General features: G+C 44.3%; 20 protein-coding genes and 1 pseudogene. All 21 read left to right on the forward strand.

What is annotated here, in order from left to right; all coding sequences use genetic code 11:
- A pseudogene (locus tag JDF658_RS10165) lies at positions 1 to 388 on the forward strand (S-methyl-5-thioribose-1-phosphate isomerase); the annotation flags it as partial.
- Positions 385 to 1,638: an adenosylhomocysteinase gene (locus JDF658_RS10170; protein WP_078665509.1), complete on the forward strand. Its 1,254-nt coding sequence runs from the start codon at positions 385 to 387 to the stop codon at positions 1,636 to 1,638. The pseudogene JDF658_RS10165 and the gene JDF658_RS10170, both read left to right, overlap by 4 nt.
- Before the next feature lie 20 nt (positions 1,639 to 1,658).
- Positions 1,659 to 3,449: an aldehyde ferredoxin oxidoreductase family protein gene (locus tag JDF658_RS10175; RefSeq protein WP_079907522.1), complete on the forward strand. Its 1,791-nt coding sequence runs from the start codon at positions 1,659 to 1,661 to the stop codon at positions 3,447 to 3,449.
- A gap of 1 nt (position 3,450) precedes the next feature.
- Positions 3,451 to 4,035 carry an aldolase gene (locus JDF658_RS10180; protein WP_242946653.1) on the forward strand — a complete coding sequence of 195 codons (585 nt, stop codon included), beginning with the start codon at positions 3,451 to 3,453 and terminating at the stop codon, positions 4,033 to 4,035.
- A 16-nt stretch (positions 4,036 to 4,051) separates the two neighbouring features.
- Positions 4,052 to 5,362 (forward strand): amidohydrolase, encoded by a 1,311-nt coding sequence (locus JDF658_RS10185; RefSeq protein WP_078665512.1) that lies wholly within the window; start codon positions 4,052 to 4,054, stop codon positions 5,360 to 5,362.
- Between the two features lie 90 nt (positions 5,363 to 5,452).
- Positions 5,453 to 6,484, forward strand: coding sequence for a tetraprenyl-beta-curcumene synthase family protein (locus JDF658_RS10190; protein ID WP_079907526.1), 1,032 nt, complete (start codon positions 5,453 to 5,455; stop codon positions 6,482 to 6,484).
- Positions 6,485 to 6,496: 12 nt separating this feature from the next.
- Positions 6,497 to 8,167, forward strand: a complete 1,671-nt coding sequence (locus JDF658_RS10195; RefSeq protein ID WP_079907528.1) for a sensor histidine kinase — start codon at positions 6,497 to 6,499, stop codon at positions 8,165 to 8,167.
- Positions 8,164 to 8,922: a LytTR family DNA-binding domain-containing protein gene (locus tag JDF658_RS10200; RefSeq protein ID WP_078665515.1), complete on the forward strand. Its 759-nt coding sequence runs from the start codon at positions 8,164 to 8,166 to the stop codon at positions 8,920 to 8,922. Before JDF658_RS10195 ends, JDF658_RS10200 begins: the two co-directional genes overlap by 4 nt.
- Before the next feature lie 111 nt (positions 8,923 to 9,033).
- Complete coding sequence (locus JDF658_RS10205; protein ID WP_079907530.1) at positions 9,034 to 10,800, forward strand: carbon starvation protein A; 1,767 nt, start codon at positions 9,034 to 9,036, stop codon at positions 10,798 to 10,800.
- A 27-nt stretch (positions 10,801 to 10,827) separates the two neighbouring features.
- Complete coding sequence (locus JDF658_RS10210; protein ID WP_078665517.1) at positions 10,828 to 11,115, forward strand: hypothetical protein; 288 nt, start codon at positions 10,828 to 10,830, stop codon at positions 11,113 to 11,115.
- An 81-nt stretch (positions 11,116 to 11,196) separates the two neighbouring features.
- Positions 11,197 to 11,532: a YlxM family DNA-binding protein gene (ylxM, locus tag JDF658_RS10215; RefSeq protein ID WP_078665518.1), complete on the forward strand. Its 336-nt coding sequence runs from the start codon at positions 11,197 to 11,199 to the stop codon at positions 11,530 to 11,532.
- Positions 11,533 to 11,548: 16 nt separating this feature from the next.
- On the forward strand, positions 11,549 to 12,901 hold the full coding sequence (gene ffh, locus JDF658_RS10220) for a signal recognition particle protein (RefSeq protein ID WP_200805672.1): 1,353 nt from the start codon (positions 11,549 to 11,551) through the stop codon (positions 12,899 to 12,901).
- Between the two features lie 33 nt (positions 12,902 to 12,934).
- Positions 12,935 to 13,180, forward strand: coding sequence for a 30S ribosomal protein S16 (gene rpsP / locus JDF658_RS10225; RefSeq protein WP_078665519.1), 246 nt, complete (start codon positions 12,935 to 12,937; stop codon positions 13,178 to 13,180).
- An 11-nt stretch (positions 13,181 to 13,191) separates the two neighbouring features.
- Positions 13,192 to 13,419: a KH domain-containing protein gene (locus JDF658_RS10230; RefSeq protein WP_078665520.1), complete on the forward strand. Its 228-nt coding sequence runs from the start codon at positions 13,192 to 13,194 to the stop codon at positions 13,417 to 13,419.
- Positions 13,420 to 13,465: 46 nt separating this feature from the next.
- Positions 13,466 to 13,873 (forward strand): YlqD family protein, encoded by a 408-nt coding sequence (locus JDF658_RS10235; protein ID WP_159446618.1) that lies wholly within the window; start codon positions 13,466 to 13,468, stop codon positions 13,871 to 13,873.
- Positions 13,866 to 14,393, forward strand: a complete 528-nt coding sequence (rimM, locus tag JDF658_RS10240) for a ribosome maturation factor RimM (RefSeq protein WP_078665522.1) — start codon at positions 13,866 to 13,868, stop codon at positions 14,391 to 14,393. The genes JDF658_RS10235 and rimM overlap by 8 nt, the downstream gene beginning before the upstream one ends.
- Complete coding sequence (gene trmD, locus JDF658_RS10245) at positions 14,383 to 15,138, forward strand: tRNA (guanosine(37)-N1)-methyltransferase TrmD (protein WP_079907533.1); 756 nt, start codon at positions 14,383 to 14,385, stop codon at positions 15,136 to 15,138. Before rimM ends, trmD begins: the two co-directional genes overlap by 11 nt.
- 10 nt (positions 15,139 to 15,148) lie before the next feature.
- Complete coding sequence (locus JDF658_RS10250; protein WP_078665524.1) at positions 15,149 to 15,727, forward strand: RNA methyltransferase; 579 nt, start codon at positions 15,149 to 15,151, stop codon at positions 15,725 to 15,727.
- A 110-nt stretch (positions 15,728 to 15,837) separates the two neighbouring features.
- Positions 15,838 to 16,179 carry a 50S ribosomal protein L19 gene (gene rplS / locus JDF658_RS10255; RefSeq protein ID WP_079907534.1) on the forward strand — a complete coding sequence of 114 codons (342 nt, stop codon included), beginning with the start codon at positions 15,838 to 15,840 and terminating at the stop codon, positions 16,177 to 16,179.
- Positions 16,180 to 16,237: 58 nt separating this feature from the next.
- Positions 16,238 to 16,777 (forward strand): signal peptidase I, encoded by a 540-nt coding sequence (gene lepB, locus JDF658_RS10260; protein WP_242946652.1) that lies wholly within the window; start codon positions 16,238 to 16,240, stop codon positions 16,775 to 16,777.
- Between the two features lie 17 nt (positions 16,778 to 16,794).
- Positions 16,795 to 17,649 (forward strand): ribosome biogenesis GTPase YlqF, encoded by an 855-nt coding sequence (gene ylqF / locus JDF658_RS10265; protein ID WP_079907538.1) that lies wholly within the window; start codon positions 16,795 to 16,797, stop codon positions 17,647 to 17,649.
- The last annotated feature ends 238 nt before the right edge of the window (positions 17,650 to 17,887 follow it).

Below are 17,887 nucleotides of genomic sequence, written 5' to 3' on the forward strand. Positions count from 1 at the left end.
TTATCTGATGCGGCGGGGAATGGTTGATCTGGTCATAGTTGGTGCAGACCGCATTACTGCCAATGGCGATGTGGCCAATAAGATTGGTACTTATGGCTTAGCTGTTTTAGCCAAAGAAAATAAGATTCCATTTTATGTGGCGGCACCATATTCCACAGTGGACTTGACTTTGGCTTCCGGAGACGATATACCTATCGAAGAAAGGGATCCCCGGGAAATAACTCATATATGCGGCCAGCGGATTGCTCCCGAAGGGGTAAAAGTCTTTAATCCAGCCTTTGATATTACTCCCAATTATTTGATTGATGCCATTATTACCGAAAAAGGAATTATCAGAAAGCCCTATAAAGTCAATTTGCAAAAAACATATGGGGAGGGAGCAAAATGAATTATCTAGTCAGAGATATCAACCTGGCGGAAAATGGCGCTAAAAAAATTGCCTGGGTTAAAGAACACATGCCGGTATTAAATGAAATCCGTAAGGAATTTGAACGGGATAAACCTTTTAATGGAAAAAGAGTTGCCATTTCCATGCATTTAGAAGCCAAAACTGCTTACCTGGCTCTGGTTTTGCAAGCCGGGGGCGCAAATGTTAGCATCACAGGCTCTAATCCCCTCTCCACTCAGGATGATGTAGCAGCAGCACTGGCGGCACAAGGTTTACAGGTATTCTCCTGGTATAATGCTACTCCTGAGGAATACAAACAGCATTTATTGATGGTACTGGACACCCGGCCGGATATTATTATAGATGATGGTGGCGATTTAATGCATTTAATTCACACAGAAAGGCCGGAATTGGCTAGCTCCATTATCGGTGGTTGTGAAGAAACTACTACCGGTGTCTTGCGCCTGCGGGCCCTGGAAAAGGAAAACCGCCTGCCCTTTCCTATGATCGCTGTTAATGACGCCTATAGTAAATATTTGTTTGACAATCGTTATGGGACCGGGGAGTCAGTCTGGACAGGGATTATGCGAACTACTAATCTGATAGTTGCAGGTAAGACAGTGGTCGTTATTGGTTATGGCTGGTGTGGGAAAGGGGTAGCGATGCGAGCTAAAGGCCTGGGGGCCAAAATTATTATTTGTGAGGTTGACCCCATCAAAGCCATTGAAGCCCATATGGATGGGTTCCAGGTAATGACCATGGATGAGGCAGCGGCTTTAGGAGATGTGTTTATTACAGTTACCGGTTGCAAGGATGTAATCCGGCGCTGGCATTATGAAAAAATGAAAAACGGGGTACTGCTGGCCAATGCCGGACACTTTGATGTGGAAATCAATAAACCGGAGTTGAATGAACTGGCAATAAGCAAACGGGTAGTACGCAAAGATATTGAAGAATTTACGCTGGCAGATGGTCGGAAGTTATATCTACTAGCAGAAGGACGACTGGTTAATCTGGCAGCGGGAGATGGCCATCCTGCCGAAATTATGGATACTTCCTTTGCCTTGCAAGCTCTGTCAGCCCGTTATCTAGTGGAAAATGGCACCAAACTGGAGAAAAAAGTATACCTGGTTAGTCCGGAGATTGATAGGAGAGTAGCAGAATTAAAACTGCAGTCTCTCGGAATTACCATAGATAAATTGACACCGGAACAGGAAGCCTATCTTTATGGCTGGCAACATGGTGAGTAAACACTGGAAGGAGCACATTTATGTTTGGCTGGATGGGCAAAATTATTCGTATCGATCTAGACAATTATGAAGTAAAGGTAGACACAATTGCTGAAACAATTTACCGGCAATATATCGGGGGCAGGGGACTGGGAACTTATCTCCTTTACCGGGAAACGGATCCCGGTTTGGATCCCTTAAGTCCCCAGAACCCTTTAATTTTTACCGTTGGGCCCCTGACCGGAACGAAAGTACCAACTTCCGGTAGATTTAGTCTATCCACTAAGTCGCCATTGACTGGAACCATTTTTGATTCCAATGCTGGTGGGGTCTGGGGGGTTAAGTTCAAACGCTGTGGCTTCGATGCCCTGTATATCAAAGGGAAGGCAGCAGAGCCGGTATATATAGTAATCAAGAATGACCAGATTCAAATAAAAGCTGCTGCTGAGCTCTGGGGAAGAGATACCAGGGAAACTACTGAATTGCTAAAACAAAAGGAAGGCAGTCAGGTAAGTGTAGCCTGTATTGGCCCTGCTGGAGAAAACCTGGTAAAATATGCAGCTATCATTAACGACTATAGCCGGGCTTTGGGGCGCGGTGGTGTGGGAGCAGTTATGGGAGCCAAAAATCTCAAAGCCATAGTAGTTGATGGAGAGAAGAAGGTTCCTGTAGCAGATCCTGAGCGCCTGGATTTTGTGGTTTATGAAACTAATAAATGGCTAAAGGCTAATCCTATTACTTCCCAGGGACTCCCGGAATTTGGCACTGCAGTGCTGGTCAATCTTTTTAATGAACTGGGCATTTTACCCACTCGTAATTTTCAGCAGTCACAGTTCGAAAGGGCGGAAGATATTTCGGGAGAACGGCTAGCAGAAACCCTGACTATTAAGAGAAGTGGCTGTTATGCCTGTCCTATCCAGTGTTCCCGGGTTACTAAAGTAGGTGAACAATCAGGGGAAGGACCGGAGTATGAGACCATCTGGTCTTTTGGCGCTCAGTGTGGGATAGCTGACCTGGAGCTCATAACCCGGGCAAATTATCTCTGTAATTTGCTGGGTTTGGACACTATCTCTACAGGTAGCACCATTGGCTGTGCAATGGAACTGGCAGAAAAAGGACATCTGACCGAGGATCTGGCTTTTGGTTCCCGGGAGAAAATACTGGAACTGATTGAATTTATCGCTTATCGACGGTCAATTGGAAATGACCTGGCGGAAGGCAGCAAAAGACTGGCAGAAAAATATGGAGCTCCCGAACTGGCTATGCAAGTAAAAGGCCTGGAGCTGCCGGCCTATGATCCCAGGGGCACCCAGGGAATGGGACTGGCGCTGGCTACATCCAACCGCGGTGCCTGTCATTTACGAGCCTATATGGTAGGACCGGAAGTGCTGGGGGTACCGAAACTGGTAGATCCTTATAGCCCGGCAGGGAAGGCGGGGTTAACAATTAATTTCCAGAACATCAATGCCGCTATGGACACCCTGGTACTCTGCCGCTTTATTGGACTGGCGGTTTCAGAAGAATACTTTGCCCGCTTGCTGACTGCAGTGACAGGTATCAATTATCAGCCTCAGGATTTGCATATCATCGGGGAACGCATCTGGAACCTGGAAAGGCTATTTAATCTTAAAGCCGGCTTTAGCGCAGCTGATGATACTCTTCCCCCAAGACTTTTAAAAGAACCAGTTCAATCGGGACCTGCTGCCGGTATGGTGGTACAGTTGGAAACCATGGTAAGGGAATATTACCATTATCGGGGCTGGGACAAGCAAGGAGTGCCCACTCCCACCAAATTAAGACAGTTAGGACTGGAGGAAGACCATAGTGCTTAATATGTTCCAGTTGGTAGGCCGGGACCTTTTTCAATCGGGATTGAACAATTCCCATAGTGGAAACTTAAGTATCAGGCAGGGAGACCGGATAATTATTACCCGTCGCGGAGCAATGCTGGGACATTTAACAGAGCGGGACCTAATTGAAACTGGGCTGGAGAAAAATGATTGCCATATTACCCTGGCGTCAACAGAAATTCGGGTCCACCGGGCCATTTACCGCAATACAGCGGCCCTGGCTATTGTCCATGCCCATCCGGTGTTTGCAACAACCCTGTCACTTTTGGAAGATGAGATTATACCTGTGGACTCAGAAGGAGCCTATTTGTTGCATAAAATACCAGTATTGAGTGTGGAACATACGGTGGGCTCACAGGAAGTTGAACAAAAACTCCCTGACTTATTGAAGGAATACAAGATTGTGATGGTTCGCGGCCATGGCAGTTTTGCTATTGGCCAATTGCTGGAAGAAGCCTATCAATTAACTGCCAGTCTGGAACACAGCTGTAAGATAGCTTATTACACTCGCTTATTAAAAGAAAGGGAGAATCCGGAAGCTAAAACGAAGCAGCTGGCCCAGTGGTAGAAAAGGAGGGTGCTTTATGGGCAGTTTATTAATTAAAAACGCAACTGCTATTTTGCCAATGACTGGGCCGGATCAGATTTTGTACAATGCTGATCTGGCCATTGAAGGCAAGGAAATCAAGTATGTCGGTAACGTGCCCGCTGAATTTCAACCCGATACAGTAATAGATGCCAGAGGCAAGGTCGTTATGCCGGGTCTGGTTAACTGTCACAACCATGCTGCAATGACGCTGCTGAGGAGTTATGCTGATGATTTACCATTAATGGAATGGCTACAGAAAAAAATCTGGCCAATCGAGGCCCATCTAAATAGTGAAGATGTATACTGGGGTTCATTGCTGGCCTGTGCTGAAATGGTTAAGAGTGGGACTACCCTCTTTGCCGATATGTATTTTGAAATGGGCAGAGTGGCTGAAGCTGCTCAGGTAGTAGGAATCAGAGCTAATTTGGCCCGGGGCATGATAGGCTTTGGACCGAATGCAGAGCGGGCCATTAATGAATCAGTAGAGCTGGTAGAATGCTGGCATTGCAAGGCAGATGGCATGGTCAAGGTTATGCTTGGACCCCATGCACCTTATACCTGCCCACCCGAGTATCTGGAACGGGTAATGAAACTGGCTGATGATCTAAAAGTAGGTATCCATATTCACCTGGCAGAAACTAAAGCCGAAGTGGAAGAAATTAAAGAAAAATACGGCACCACTCCTGTTAAATTGATGGACCAGATTGGTCTCTTTAAGGGACGGCAGGTTCTGGCCGCGCACTGTGTCCATTTAACTGATGAAGAGATGGAAATACTGGCCAACCATAAAGTTGGAATTGCGCATAATCCGGAGAGCAACATGAAGCTTGCTTCTGGAGTGGCCCCGGTTCCCCGCCTCCTGGAGTTAGGGGCTGTGGTTGGTCTGGGAACAGATGGGCCTTCCTCTAACAATAACCTGGATCTAATGCAGGAAATGAGAAGCGCAGCTCTACTACATAAAGTTTTTACCATGAACCCTACGGTGTTGCCTGCTTACACAGCTCTGGAGATGGCTACGGTTAAAGGGGCTCAGGCCCTTGGCTACGATAATCTGGGGCAGTTGCAACCAGGATACCTGGCTGATATCATCTTAATCGATCTGGAGAAGCCCCATTTATACCCGCGCCATGACCTGATAGCCAATCTGGTCTATTCGGCTACTGCAGCAGATGTAGATACGGTGATTGTTAACGGTCGAGTCATCATGACCGAACGCAAACTTCTTTTTGTTGATGAAAAGGAAGTTATTGAGAGAGCAGAAGCCCGGACGAAGGAACTACTGGCCCGGGCTGCCAGCGAAAAATAGGGAAAAGTAGCCTGTCCCGTTGGGGCAGGCTTTTGCCGTTTTATAAAAGGAGTGATATAATCATAGTGATTCATTGACAGGAGGTAGCTCATGAAAAAAGCGGTTCAATGGACAAAATGGCTGTACAGGTATATCGTGGAAGTTATGCCTCAGGTAGAACAAAGGCTTGCTAACTGGAAAGAGCTAGCGGAAAGAATGCCCGAAAATTTATTAAAAACTCAAGCTCTAGCAAGCATTGAACATAAAAAGTTCCACTGTATTGGAGGGGCAGTTTTTGCCCTTTATCCAGGGGCCAGGCAGCAGGAAGTGCTTGATTTTATAGTTGCCTTTCAGACAATCAGTGATTATCTGGATAATCTCTGTGATCGGGCCCAGGTAATTGAAGAGCAAGCTTTTCGGCAGTTGCATTATGCCATGCTGGATGCAATTAGGCCGGCAGCAGCCAGCCGTGATTATTATCTGAATTATCCTGTAAAGAATGATGGCGGTTATTTAAACCAGCTGGTTACGACCTGTCAAAAGGCATTAAAGAGTTTGGGCTGGGATGAATACAAAGCTCACCTAGCAGCAGAGTGGGTTACCTTATACAGTGAACTTCAGATCTATAAACACCTGGATTGGTCAGTGCGGGAAAAAAAATTAGAGACATGGGCTAGAGAAGCTGGAAAGAGTTACTGGAATCTATATCCCATGGAATTTGCGGCTGCTACAGGTTCTACCCTGGGAGTGTTTGCTCTGGTAGCAGGCTTGGAGCCACAAGAAGCGAGTTATTATTTTCCCTGGATTACGGGTTTACATATACTTTTAGATTACTATATTGACCAGGAGGAAGACAAAAATGAGGGAGATCTGAATTTTCATTTTTATTATGCGACTGATGCGGAAAGGGAAAAACGCTTGATTCTGTTTTATAAAAATGCTAAAGATTCAATTAACAAGCTCCAGTATAATAGTTTTCATGAGCTGGTGATTACGGGGTTACTGGCTATGTATCTTTCAGATCCCAAAACGAATGTACCGACTCTAATGTCGGGAAGACAATTAATATTAAAGGAAAGTAGCCTGGAAGCTCAAATTTTACATACCCTTTGTGTATTTTTAAGAAAAGCTGGCAAGTTGTAGGGAGCTGATATTATGAGCTTATTGCTAACCCTGTTTGAGAGGTTAACAGTAGTAGTAACGATAGCTTACCTTTTTTCACGTACCCCCTTGTTTCGGAGATTGTTACGCCAGGATTTGACCTGGCGAGAACAAGGGGGGATGGTGATTATTTTTGGGATAATCACCATTCTGGGCACTTATTATGGTATTCCAGTCAAAGGTGCCATCGCCAACTCCCGCGCAGTAGGAGCCATAGTGGCCGGTTTGCTAGGGGGACCAGCAGTAGGAGCTATAACTGGCCTTATCGGAGGAATTCACCGCTGGTCTCTGGGAGGATTTACGGGTTTTGCCTGTGCTGTTTCCACTACAATAGAGGGACTGTTAGGAGGCCTGGTCAATAAATACTGGCCCAAACAAGCGATGGACTGGCGAGTAGGTTTTGTTACCGGCTTCATTGCTGAATCTTTACAGATGCTGATCATTCTTGCTTTAGCCCGTCCTTTTGTTTCAGCTCTTGATCTGGTGAAAGTAATAGCAGCACCAATGACTATTGTCAACGCTGCTGGGATTGCTATTTTTATTATGATAGTCCGCCAGAGTTTTCAGGAACAGGAACGAATAGCTGCCTTTATGGCACAACTGGCCCTGAAGATTGCTAATTATACTTTGCCTATTTTACGCCATGGACTGACTATCCAATCTGCCGGGGAAGTTGCTCAGATAATTTTAAGAGAAACCGGTTCAGCAGCGGTAGCGATAACTGACCGGGAAAACATTCTGGCACATGTAGGTGCCGGCAGTGACCATCATCTACCAGGTCAGCCTATCCAGACAGAGGCAACCCGGATAGTAATTGAAACTGGTCAAACCAAAATTGCTGGTAGCAGGCAGGAAATCGACTGTTCCCATCCGACCTGTCCTTTAAATACAGCGGTAATAGTTCCATTAAGGCAAAATCAACAGGTAGTAGGTACTTTGAAAATCTACCATCGTACCAACAAACCTGTAACAGAAGTGGAAATAGAATTTGCCAATGGTCTAGCCCACCTTTTTTCCACCCAGCTGGAGCTGGCGGAACTGGAACGGCGTTCTCAATTACTGGCTGATGCTGAAATAAGAGCGTTACAGGCCCAGATTAACCCTCATTTTTTATTTAATGCCCTTAATACTATTATGTTATTTTGTCGTACCGATCCAGAAAAAGCGAGAGGTCTATTGGCGCAGTTAGGCGACTATTTTCGCAAAAATCTTCAGGATAACAAACGACTGGTGGATATCAGAGAGGAAATCGAACACGTAAAAGCCTATTTAGCGATTGAGGAGGCCCGTTTTGGCCATCGCATTGCTATAACCTGGCAGATTGATCCTGAATTGAGACCGGTAAAGATTCCCCCGTTAACTCTACAACCATTAGTTGAAAATGCCCTGCGTCATGGATTGTTGCCCAAACGGGGTTTTGGCAATTTGCAAATAGGTATTAAACAAGAGCGGAACCAGGCACTGGTCTGGATAGAAGATGATGGCGTAGGGTTCAATCAAACAAAAAAAGAATCAGATGGGAGTGGAATGGGGCTGAAAAATGTGGATGCCCGTCTGCGTAGCTGGTTTGGCCCGGAAGCGGGGTTAAAGATAATTAGTCCATTGCCAGGTCAGACTTATGGAACCAGGGTGGAGTTTGTTATACCGGAAGGAGTACAAAAATGAAAATCAGGGTACTAATAGTCGATGATGAACTGCCAGCTAGACAAGAGTTAAAATTCCTGCTAAAAGATTATCCCGAAATTGAAGTAGCAGGGGAAGCTGATAGTGGACAGGAAGCCCTTGAACTGGCACAACAACTGGAGCCAGAACTGGTTTTTTTGGATATTCAGTTACATGACATGTCCGGACTTGAAGTAGCAAAATTTCTGGCAAGGCTAGTACCCCGGACCAGAGTAATTTTTGTTACAGCATATGACCAGTATGCGATCGAGGCTTTTGAACTTCATGCCCTGGATTATTTGCTGAAACCGGTGAATAAAATAAGATTACAAAAAACTATCCAGGAATGGAAAAATATCAAAGCCGTTAATGAGCATTATCAAATTTTAAAAGAAACAATAGAACATCTACAAAAAGGGAAAAAGACAAAAATCCCTGCAATAAAAGATGGAAGGATTTTGTTGATTAACCAGGAAGATATTCTCTATATCAAAGCAGAGGGCAGGAATGCCGTTGTCAGGGTTGAGGGCCACGATTTTCCAACGAATTTCTCACTATATGAAATTGCCCAGAAACTCAACCAGGATAGTTTTCTAAAGGTTCATCGCAGTTATATAGTTAATCTGGAAGCTATCGTGGAAATCGTCCCCTGGTTTAAAGGTACTTACAATCTGATCTTTAGAGATAAAGAGGCAGAAGTAGTTCCTGTCAGCCGATCCTACGTCAATGAATTTAGAGAAAAACTAGGGCTTGTTTAGACCATTTCGTGTCGATTTTAGGACATTTTATGTCGAAAATGCTGTCGAAAAGGCGGTATGGCAGTACACTGAAAATGCAATTATAAGTCTTTTTGCAGGAGGTGTACTGATATGCACGCACTAACTCTTGTTTTGACGGCAGCTCTGGTTTTAATTTTAGCGTATCGGTTTTATGGTGCTTTCATTGCTGCCAAAGTTCTGGCCTTTGACGGTGAACGCACCACGCCCGCCCATCGCTTTAATGATGGTAAAGACTATGTTCCCACCAATAAATGGGTTGTCTTTGGCCATCATTTTGCGGCGATTGCCGGGGCTGGACCACTGGTTGGCCCGGTGCTGGCAGCACAATTTGGCTATTTGCCCGGTTTCCTCTGGATTCTGATCGGTGCTGTGCTGGCAGGGGCGGTTCACGACATGGTAATCTTATTCGCCTCTGTTCGTCATGATGGAAAATCCCTGTCAGACATTGCTCGCGCTGAAGTAGGACCAGTTACTGGCTTTGCAACCGGGATTGCCATTTTGTTGATTATCCTTATTGCGATGGCCGGATTGGGGATTGTTGTAGTAAATGCCCTGTTCCAGAATGCCTGGGGGGTATATACCGTAGGCATGACAATTCCCATTGCAATTTTCATTGGTTTATATATGCATAAATGGCGTCCTGGAAAAATTGGTGAGGCTTCCCTGATCGGTACGGCTTTGATCATGCTGGCGGTAATAACTGGTCCCTATATTAAAAATTCTGGTTTCGCCAGCTGGTTTATCTTTTCTGAGAACGCTTTAAAGATCTTGCTGCCAACATATGGGTTCCTGGCAGCTGCGCTTCCAGTTTGGCTGTTGCTGGCCCCCCGGGATTATTTAAGCTCTTACCTTAAGATCGGCACCATCTTGGCCCTGGCGCTGGGGATCATTATTGTCAATCCGGAAATTCATATGCCGGCAACCACCAAGTTCGTTGCTGGAGGCGGTCCGATCATTCCCGGTAAGGTTTGGCCTTTTGTTTTCATCACCATCGCCTGTGGAGCTATTTCGGGTTTTCATGCTCTGATTTCCTCAGGTACTACTCCTAAAATGATTAATAACGAAAAGGACATTCAACTGGTCGGTTTTGGCAGTATGCTGGTTGAAGCTTTTGTTGGTGTAATGGCTTTAATTGCTGCCACAGTTCTTCTGCCTGGCGATTATTTTGCCATCAACACCAAACCTGAAGTTTTTGCCAAACTGGGGATGCAAATTGTTAACCTGCCGGAGCTATCCAGATTGGTTGGCGAAGAAGTGGCGGGTCGGCCCGGCGGTGCTGTATCCCTGGCTGTAGGTATGGCCTATATTTTCTCCAGCATACCTGGATTAAAACATCTGATGGCTTACTGGTATCAGTTCGCCATCATGTTCGAAGCACTCTTTATTTTAACAACCATTGATGCCGGTACCAGGGTAGCCCGTTATATTTTGCAAGATTTTGCCAGAGTCAAAAACCCCAATGCCCCCTGGAACGTCATCATCACCAGTGCTATCGTTTCCTTTGCCTGGGGATACTTGATTTACGGTGGTGAAATTAAGACCATCTGGCCAATCTTCGGGGTTTCCAACCAGTTATTAGCAACTCTGGCTCTGGCAATCGGCACTACCATCATTCTTAAGAAAAGCGGAAAAATATCATACGCTTTGATTACTTTCGTGCCGATGGTCTTCCTGGCCATTACAACAATTAATGCTGGACTAACTACAATGATCAACGTCTATCTACCGAAAGGGATGTACTTGAATACCGGGCTAAGTATCTTGATGATTTCACTGGCTGCTGTTATTTTGCTGGATTCCTTCCGGCGCTGGTTCCAGATCATCAAAACCGGTGAAAGATCATCATTACTGCAATAACTTTATTCTGCAAGGGGGGCAGCCGTAATGGTAACACTAGAACCTGAGGTAGTAAAATATCTAAACAGAAAGGGAGTAAAGGCCATTACTATTGAAGCCCCCAATTCTGTTCACTCCTGTTGTGGGGAGTTCTGTTTCGAACCGGGGATCAGGCTAGGTGCTCCGATAGGGAAACAAGAAGACTATTTGTGTTTTGTCAGTAATAACATTGAAATTTATTACCATCAGGAGCTGCCAAGGAAGCCAGTTATAATTGAAAGGCAATCATGGGGACTATTTTCAACTCTGCACATCAAAAACTGGAGAATCTTATAAAAAAGAGGGTGTCAAGTAAAATTGCTTGACACCCTGATCTTTTTTGTGTAGAATTAGTAAGGAACAAAGGTGGGGAGCCTAATGGTGATACCGTTTGAACAAAGGGACTATATCAGTCTGCTTTTGTCCTTTTATAGTGACTTTCTGACGGACAAACAAAAACTGGTCATGGAGTTATACTATGATGAGGATTTAACACTAACGGAAATCGCAGAACAATTGGCTGTTTCCCGGCAGGGTGTACATGATCTTTTAAAACGCTCCCTCAAACAATTGGAAGAACTGGAACAGAAGCTGGGTTTGGTTGCCAGATATAATCAAGTAAAAACAATGGTTGAAAAAATTGATCAACAACTGGCTGCTGGTCAAATCGATGAGGCTCGCACATTGGTGAAAAAATTACTGGCGTTTTTTTAAAGGCAGGTGTAAAACCATGGCTATTTTTGAAAATCTCAGTGAACGTTTGCAGGCAGCATTTAAGCGGCTGCGCGGTAAAGGCAAGGTTACTGAAGAAGATGTTTCTGAAGTGATGCGCGAAATCCGGGTGGCACTTTTAGAAGCAGACGTAAGTTATAAAGTAGTTAAAGATTTTATAAAAAAAGTAAAGGAACGCGCTGTTGGACAAGAAGTTTTAGCCAGTTTAACACCGGCTCAGCAAGTGATTAAAATAGTCCATGAAGAACTGATAGAACTTCTAGGTGGTACACAAAGCCGGTTAACTACTGCTCCCAAGCCCCCTACAGTTATCATGCTGGTTGGTTTACAGGGGGCAGGGAAAACCACAAGTGCTGGCAAGCTGGCCAATTTATTGCGTAAACAAGGCAAAAAGCCCCTGCTGGTTGCTGCTGATATTTATCGACCTGCTGCTGTTAAACAGTTGCAGGTTTTAGGAGAGCAACTACAAATACCTGTGTTCGCTATGGGGACCTCAGTTGGCGCAGTCAATATAGCAAAAGGGGCCCTTGAATATGCGGCATCTCATGGTCGAGATATGGTGATAATCGATACGGCGGGAAGATTGCATATTAACGAGGAATTGATGCAGGAGCTTCAGGATATCAAAGCCGCTATCAAACCCCATGAGATATTGCTGGTTGTTGATGCGATGACCGGTCAGACAGCTGTAGAAGTGGCTGAGACCTTTAATGCCCAGCTGGGTATCGATGGTGTTATTATGACAAAATTGGATGGTGATGCCAAAGGGGGAGCAGCTCTTTCAGTTCGGGCTGTTACCGGTAAACCAATAAAATTTGCTGGCATGGGCGAAAAACTGGATGCTCTGGAACCTTTTTACCCGGATCGACTGGCATCACGGATCCTGGGTATGGGAGATGTGCTGTCTCTAATCGAAAAGGCACAGGCTGCTTTTGACCAGGCGGAAGCGGAAAAACTGCAGGAAAAGATGCGAAAAGCAGAATTCACCCTGGAAGATTTCCTGAACCAGATGCAGCAGATGAAAAAACTGGGGCCGCTGGAGAATATTCTAAGCATGCTGCCTGGCATTGGAGGTAAAGAGCTGAAAGAATTACAAAAGCAGATTAATCCCAAAGAAATGGCTCGTGTAGAAGCCATCATCCTATCCATGACCCCTCAGGAAAGAGCAAAACCGGAAATTATTGACTCCAGTCGTAAGAAGCGTATTGCCAGAGGTTCAGGCACTCGTGTACAAGATGTAAATAAACTTTTGGAGCAATTTAAACAGGCGAAAGCGATGATGAAACAATTCGCTCAGCTGGAGAAGAAAATGAAGAAAAAAGGCGGTATTAAATTGCCGTTCTTTAAATAGAGAAATCGATATTCTGACAAGGAGGTGAGACTAGTGGCTGTAAAAATTCGCTTAAAGCGGATGGGTTCCAAGAAAAATCCCTTTTATCGGGTAATCGTGGCTGATTCCCGTTCTCCCCGGGATGGCCGTTTTATCGATGAGCTGGGTTATTATAACCCGACTACCCAACCGGCACAAATCAAGATTGATGTAGAAAAAGCTAATGCCTGGTTGAACAAAGGGGCTCAACCCACCGATACTGTTAAGTCCTTGTTTAAAAAGGCTGGTGTTCAGAAATAGGAGGTGCCACCATGAAAGAACTGGTGGAAACCCTGGCCAAGGCCCTGGTAGAACAGCCCGATCAGGTTACTGTGCTTCTCAAGGAAGATGGTGATGAAATCAACATCAGCCTTAGTGTAGCCCCTGATGATATGGGGAAAATTATCGGTAAGCAAGGCCGAATTGCTAAAGCATTGCGGACTGTTGTTAAAGCAGCTGCTACCAGGGAAGGCAAAAAGGTAAACTTGGATATCCTGTAGAGCAGGGGGCCCGTGGGCCCCTTGTTCAACATCAGGAGGGATTGATTTGCAGTACCTGAATGAAATTTTGATCCGCCGGCCGGTAGTGCTGAAAGTCAAAGTAACCGAGGACTTTCGCCAGCGAATGGCTTCGGAAGTAAGAGAAAATCTTAATAGGTTGGATTTGGAATTGCAGCAGCTGGATTTTCTGGTCAAAAGGAACCCTCAGCAGCAAAAAAGATATGAATTGGAAAAACAAAAATTACTGGATCAGAAACAAAACCTCATTCAAAAACTTAAAGAGATTAGCAATTGGACCGTAGGTGAAGAAATCTATCAAGGTACAGTTGAATCTCTGGCCACTCTGCAAGTTGGCCAATCTTTTAGCTCCCTTTATGGGGTAGAAGTTGTACTGGAAGATGATCAGGTGATAGCCATTAGACAGCATGAATGGCGGAGGGACTCCAATGAATAATGAATTTATTGCCATTGGGAAAATAGTCAATACCCAAGGACATCGTGGTGAAGTTCGCGTAATTCCTATGACGGATTTTCCGGAACGGTTTTATGAAATGGAAGAGGTTTTAGTACAACAAAATGGAAAAACCCGGGCATTCCATATTGACTCTGCCCGTCCGCATAAACAATTTATTATAGTTAAATTTCGAGAGATCGTTGATATGAACGCAGCTGAACGGCTAAAAGATGCTTATATTGTCATTACCAGGGACCAATTGAAAGAACTACCTCCTGATACCTGGTATATCCATGATTTGCTGGGAATGACGGTTATTACTGATACAGGGGAAAAAATTGGTACGCTGGTTGATGTCTTTTCTACAGGGGCAAATGATGTATATGTAGTCAAGCCTGCAGATGGCGGAAAAGACATTTTGCTACCAGCTATAAAAGATGTCATACTCTCAGTTGATACTGTTACTAAAACAATGACGGTCTACTTGATGCCGGGATTGGTGGATGAAGATGAAATTTGACATACTGACCTTATTTCCCGATATGTTCTGGGGACCTTTTGCCCATTCCATTATAAAAAGGGCGCTTGAAAAGGGTTTGTTAGAAATAAATACCATAAACATCCGCGATTTTACAACCGATAAACACAGAATTGTTGACGATTATCCTTATGGCGGTGGAGCCGGTATGGTCATGAAACCGGAACCAATTTTCCGGGCAGTGGATTTTATCGCAGAGAGAGATGGTCGGGGACCAGAGAATATTATACTTTTAAGCCCACAAGGGAGAAAATTTTCCCAGAATATAGCCCGCGAACTTGCGCTAAAAGAACATCTGGTTTTTATTTGTGGCCATTATGAAGGTATTGATGAACGAGTCAGAGAAGGACTGGTAACAGATCAGATTTCCATTGGTGATTTTATTTTAACCGGTGGCGAATTAGCTGCTATGGTTATTGTCGATGCGGTTGCACGGCTGATTCCGGGGGTTTTAGGGGAAGAAATGTCAGCAGCTGATGAGACGTTTTCCCAGGGGTTGCTGGAATATCCCCAGTATACTCGTCCTCGTGAATACCGGGGTTTAAAAGTACCTGATATACTTTTGTCAGGCGATCACGGTAAAATTGCCCGCTGGCGCCGGCAACAGGCATTGAAACGGACCTTAGCCTGGCGACCTGATTTATTGGAAGCGGTAACATTAAAAGAAGAGGACTACAAACTAATGGAAGAAGAAATCACTGTTGATCCCCGGCAAATTAAAGACTAGGAGGATTGGCATGGCGAAGCCAAGAGTTTTTATCGCGTTGCTACACTATCCAATTTATAACAAACACATGGAAGTGGTTACAACCAGTATCACTAATCTTGATGTTCACGATATTGCTAGAAGTGCGCGGACCTATAACGTGGAGACATACTATATTGTGCATCCGGTTCCAGCTCAGCAGGAGTTAATCAATCATATGCTGGAGTACTGGCGCAGTGGTTACGGAGCAGTTTACAATCCTGACCGTCAAGAGGCATTTCAGAGATTACAACTGATCGATACTCTCGAAGATGTAATCCAGGATATAGAGAAAAAGACTGGTCAAAAACCGGTAACCATAACTACCGATGCTCGAGTCTATCCTAACACTATCTCTTATATAAAATTGCGAGAAGAGATCCATAAGGGTGAAAAACCTTATCTCTTATTATTTGGCACCGGATATGGCATAATCAAAGAAGTAATGGAAGGGGCTGATTATATTCTAGAGCCCATTTATGGTGGAGGAGAATATAATCACCTTTGTGTCAGAAGTGCGGTATCGATTATTTTAGATAGACTTCTGGGAGAGCCCTGGTGGGGAAAATAGTGCTTGTCAAATCATGTTGCATGTGTTATAATGTGCCTTGTGGTAGTACGGGCGTTCCGCTGTCCTGACCAGGGGATATGAGCGTCTAGGCAGGAGGGAGGTTAGCAAAAATGGATTTGTTGACTATGCTGGAAAAAGAACAACTGCGTAAAGATATTCCCGACTTCCGCCCTGGTGATACAGTTAAGTGCTATGTAAAAGTTAAGGAAGGTAACCGGGAAAGAATCCAGCTTTTTGAAGGGGTTGTGATCAGACGTCAAGGAGCTGGACTGCGCGAGACCTTTACTGTAAGACGGGTAGCTTCCGGGGTTGGAGTGGAAAGAATTTTCCCTGTTCACTCTCCTAACCTGGAAAAAATTGAAGTTGTCCGGCGTGGTAAGGTTCGCCGCGCTAAGTTGTACTACCTGCGGAAATTGAGCGGTAAGGCTGCTCGGATTAAAGAGCTGAAATAGTGTTACAAAAAGGGACTGGGTAGCCGGTCCCTTTTTGCACAGAAAGGGGCGGAAAAGGTTGGTAGAAAATACTGAAAAAAAGGAAGGGCTCTGGGAGCTACTAGAGGCACTGGCAATTGCAGTCGTTCTTGCGGCTATTATACGCTTTTTTGTCGTACAGCCTTTTTATATACCTTCCGGGTCTATGGAACCAACCCTGAAACCTGGAGACCGAATCATTGTTAATAAATTCATTTACCGGTTTACCAAGCCCCAGCGCGGAGATATAATGGTATTTAAGTTTCCACTTGATCCAAAGCGGGATTTTATTAAGCGCGTAATCGGTTTACCAGGGGATATTGTTGAGATTAAGGATAGTAATCTATATATAAACGGTAAACAAATTAAAGAACCATATTTGCCACCGGGATTGCGTTTTCAGGATTTTGGGCCGGTAAAAGTGCCAAATGACCACTATTTTATGATGGGCGATAATCGGAACCACTCGGATGACAGCAGATTCTGGGGCTTTTTACCCCAAGATAATATAGTCGGTAAGGCGATGGTCATCTACTGGCCCCTGAGCAGAATCGGTATAATCGACGATTACCACGATTAAGAATAGGATGAGGAAGCATGACTATCCACTGGTATCCGGGCCATATGGCCAAGGCTAAAAATTTATTAAAAGAAACCTTAAAAATAATTGATGTCATAATTGAATTAGTAGATGCCAGGATCCCGTCAAGCAGTCGCAACCCGGATTTCGATATTCTATTTGGTACAAAACCTCGACTTATGCTTCTTAACAAAAAAGATTTAGCTGATGATGTACAAACAAGAAGATGGTTGGAATATCTAAATAAATCGAGAGAAAAAAAACAGCGGGCAATTGCTATAAATACAATGAACAAAGAGGGTTATAACGAAATAGTGCCGGCTTTAAAAGACCTGGCTGCTGAAAAATTAGAAGCATTAAAAGCCAAAGGCTATCGCCATCGCCCGATCAGAGTGATGGTGGTTGGTATACCAAATGTAGGCAAGTCCTCTTTTATCAATAAACTGGTCGGTAAAACTATAGCAAAAACAGGTGATAGGCCAGGAGTGACCAGAGGACAACAATGGATCAGAATACATAAGGATATTGAACTACTGGATACCCCGGGCCTACTCTGGCCTAAATTTGCTGATCCCGAAGTTGGTATTAAGCTAGCAGCGACAGGTGCGATTAAAGAAGAAATCCTGCCAATAGAGGATGTTGTCTTATGGATAATCCAATGGTTTCTCGCCTATAAACCGGAAGCATTAAAAGAACGTTATAAACTAACTGAACTGAGTTATGATCCTTATGAGATATTACTGGCAATTGGCCGTAAACGTGGATTTTTGCTGGCCGGCGGAAAGGTAGAAACGCAAAGGACTGCGGCAGTTATTCTAGATGAATTCCAGAAAGGCAAAATCGCAAAAGTTACATTTGACTTTATTTTCTGAAGGTGACGCTTAAGAGTCACCTTTTTTGTTTTTATGCTAGTCCTAGCAATATAGTGATTATTTATGCATTTCAACGGTATCTTGTGATAATTATTTAATTAATTTTGCCATTTGACGGTGATTTTAATGCATGATTTTTTGTATTGAATTATACTTTTACCAAGAATTATATAGATCAGTTATTGAGGGAGGTAACAAAAATGGTACATGCAACGGTAATGGCAAAAGAATCTAACAA

Source organism: Carboxydocella sp. JDF658 (assembly GCF_002049395.1).
GTDB lineage: Bacteria > Bacillota.